This is a genomic window from Psychrosphaera sp. (assembly GCF_982872775.1).
Genome location: NZ_CEYNSH010000023.1, coordinates 52,755 through 55,711 on the forward strand (window position 1 = coordinate 52,755; position 2,957 = coordinate 55,711).

The window sequence follows — 2,957 nt, forward strand, 5'->3', positions numbered from 1 at the left end:
ACTACGAAAACTCGGACTCAGGGCTTACCAACGGTGTTGCACTAGAAAACGGAAACGCATTAAAAACCGTAATAGAAGACTTCGATAAAAGCCCGGATTTTGTAGCCGGTGTCTTAGCCAACGTAGAGGTTGACCAAGAGCATTGGTTGACGGCCGGTGTGAAACCAAATGTCGTCGGTATTGCGTATGGCAGCGACATTTATACACCAATCAAACTGAACTCAGGTAAAAACCTAGCGTGGTTCAGTAATGAGGACAATGTACTTGCTAGCGGATATTTATGGGAAGAAAACAAAAAGCAACTCGCTTACAAACCGTTTTTAATCCATCAGCCAATGGGTAAAGGTATGATCATCGCTTATACACAAGAGCCAACAACTCGTGCATATCTAGATGGTTTAAATGTTATGTTGATGAACAGCATATTTAGAGGCGCATCACACGCTAATCCAATAAAACCAGTTCACTAATAAGAACCTGTGATACAAAAGAGGAGCTTCGGCTCCTTTTTTTTGATTACAAAGCTGACGTTTTGATCGTTCGAAAGATTATTTTTTAAGATTTGAGAAATGTATTACCCAAAACAGTGCAGCAGCAGCTATACCTCCTATAGCGGTTAATAAAAACCATAGAAAAGCACCGACAAAAACCAACTGTCCACCGCCATTTTTGAGTTTTTCTGCCTCGTTATAAACACCAAATGCTAAGATGATATTTACTATTACGCTCAAAAGCATAATAGCGATAGACCAGGCACCAAAATTAATATCCATATCTTTTAACCTTTTATTAAAAATAAATTGTCGTCTCAGACAGTTATTACTTTTTATACAGTAATAATCAAACCAGGCCAAGTAGTGCTCTAATTTAAGAGAGACAAATTAATGAAAAGACTGTTTAACTAGAGTACACGTTTTTAATTTAACATAATATACATTATGCGCACGCCTAAATAATACAGTAGCTAAACAAATCTCTTTGTCGAAATCAGTTGTTTCCGGGATAAGTTCTGTGATTTGTGACTTTTATCTCTGCTATGTATACGTATCATTAAGTACGCTACTAATTGAATAAAATGTATTTTTTAAATCGTGCGCTACGTGCGTGAAATAAATTTTGGTGGGCACTGCATCTGTTTTGTACACGTAGCGATACCTTCATAATTGGATATGTTAATTTATTTTACTTTTTACTTCGGCTTCGCTTTTGTGCAAGCACCATGATGATCAATGACGCAACAAAAATCCCTAATGGCTTCGGTTCATTTACAGTAACTAGCGAATTGGCTGTTAGAGAAACATTATCAATTAACAAGCTCGAACCAGCATTGTCTGAAACACTGCCATTAACTTTTCCTCTTTGTAACAAAAATACTAAACTCCAACTATCTTTATTTATGGCTATGAAATCATCTGCGCTCAAATTAAAAATAAAACGTGTCGCAGACTTGTTTTCAGAGATTACCCAGTTCTTAATTAAGGGTCCTAGGCTTGCATTTTCGTTGTAGAATATTCCGTTTTGAGCCAAGCCTATATTCACTGACTCGAAATGATCTTCATTGATGTTTTGGCCAAATGATATTGCGTCTGTTATTGCAGCAAGGTCAAAACTCAATTTATAGTCAAGCCCTGAATTAAATTGAAAGCTTTGGCTCAAGCTAACTAATTCGCTGGTGCTTGTGTCATTGTAATCACTTCTTAACACAGCCTGACAGCCATTAGCCTGGGGTGACTGTTTAAACTCGCTAGTGTTTGAAGTTGCACTAGCAAAGTCAATTTCTTGTTGCCAGTGATTATAGTTACAGGTGTCAAAACTACCGTTCTTTATTAAATTAGCCGAACTTTGCGGACTATTTAAAGTAATGAGTAAAGCTAAAACTGTAGTGAGGATATTGCTTTGATTTAACATAATACAGTGACATTTTTATTTATAATAGCGTCATTATGTAAAAGAAATGAATTTATTTATATCGTGAAAAACCCCTACGTCATGGTTTTGATGTCGTACAAATAAAATTGGTTGCGGCCTTTTTGTTTCGCCTTATACAAAGCTTTATCTGCTCTGATTTGTAATTTCTCAATAGACAATTCTTCCTCGGCGAAGTCAACAAACGAGACACCCACACTCACTGTGACACGGTTAGTCACAACACTGTAATCATGTAATATATCCTGTTTATATACGGACTCAACCAATCTTTCAGCTACTAAAAGTGCGCCTTCTTTAGATGTGTTTTGTAAGATGCAACTAAACTCCTCACCTCCATAACGCGCAATAAAGTCCGTACTTCTTGGTATTGCATTTTCGAGTGCAGCGGCAACTTGTTTTAAGCACTTATCGCCCTGCCCGTGTCCATAGTTGTCGTTGTAGAGTTTGAAACAATCAATGTCTATCATGATCACTGCCATCGGCCATTTTTCACGACGTGCAGTGGTCCATTCATTTTCAATTCGAATATCAAAAGCACGTCTATTAGGTACGTCGGTGAGGCTATCTGATAATGATAATTCTTCTAAAATCAGTTTTTGTTGTGTGACTGTTTTAAAGTAGACATTGAATGAATAAGCAATATCAGCAATTTCGTCATAGCCTTTAGTCTCAATAGCAACATTGTCTCCTTGTTGCTTCTTCTTAATATTATTTTTCAACAATATCAACCTTTTGACTACTCTTGTATGTAAAAGCCATAAAACAGCAATAAGCATAACAATAGCGAAGGTGCCCATTATTCCTGTTATTTTAATTTGCTTAAGGATATCGTTTTGTTGTTGCTTTGCTTTATTGATAACGTCGGTTTTCTTCCGATAGCCACTGTACTCAGCCTGATTAGAAAAGTCCTCAATTAAATTGTGCATAAAGTTAGCTCGACCTCTCAGTCGACCATTTAATCGTGTTATTTTCTTTTTAAGTGGGACTAATCCATCTGGACCTAACACCAATTGACGCATATTAGCGAT

At 36.8% G+C, this 2,957-nt stretch carries 3 protein-coding genes and 1 pseudogene; 1 reads left to right on the forward strand and 3 read right to left on the reverse strand.

The genetic code is table 11. From position 1 onward, the window contains the following. Positions 1-470, forward strand: a pseudogene (locus AC4E96_RS08595) (peptidase M14); the annotation flags it as partial. Between the two features lie 78 nt (positions 471-548). Here the strand turns inward: AC4E96_RS08595 and AC4E96_RS08600 are convergent. From AC4E96_RS08600 to AC4E96_RS08610, 3 genes are all read right to left on the reverse strand, one after another. Further along, positions 549-773, reverse strand: a complete 225-nt coding sequence (locus tag AC4E96_RS08600; protein WP_490255520.1) for a hypothetical protein — start codon at positions 771-773, stop codon at positions 549-551. Positions 774-1,182: 409 nt separating this feature from the next. Continuing rightward, the gene (locus AC4E96_RS08605) at positions 1,183-1,908 is read right to left on the reverse strand and encodes a hypothetical protein (RefSeq protein ID WP_490255521.1); all 726 of its coding nucleotides are present in this window, start codon (positions 1,906-1,908) and stop codon (positions 1,183-1,185) included. 74 nt (positions 1,909-1,982) lie between these two features. After that, positions 1,983-2,957 (reverse strand): GGDEF domain-containing protein (locus tag AC4E96_RS08610; RefSeq protein WP_490255522.1); only part of this gene is annotated, 975 nt, incomplete at its 5' end.

Excerpts from the sequence above, each read along its gene's own strand:
- AC4E96_RS08600 (WP_490255520.1), bottom strand. The coding sequence starts at position 773 with ATGGATATTAATTTTGGTGCCTGGTCTATCGCTATTATGCTTTTGAGC.
- AC4E96_RS08605 (WP_490255521.1), bottom strand. The coding sequence starts at position 1,908 with ATGTTAAATCAAAGCAATATCCTCACTACAGTTTTAGCTTTACTCATT.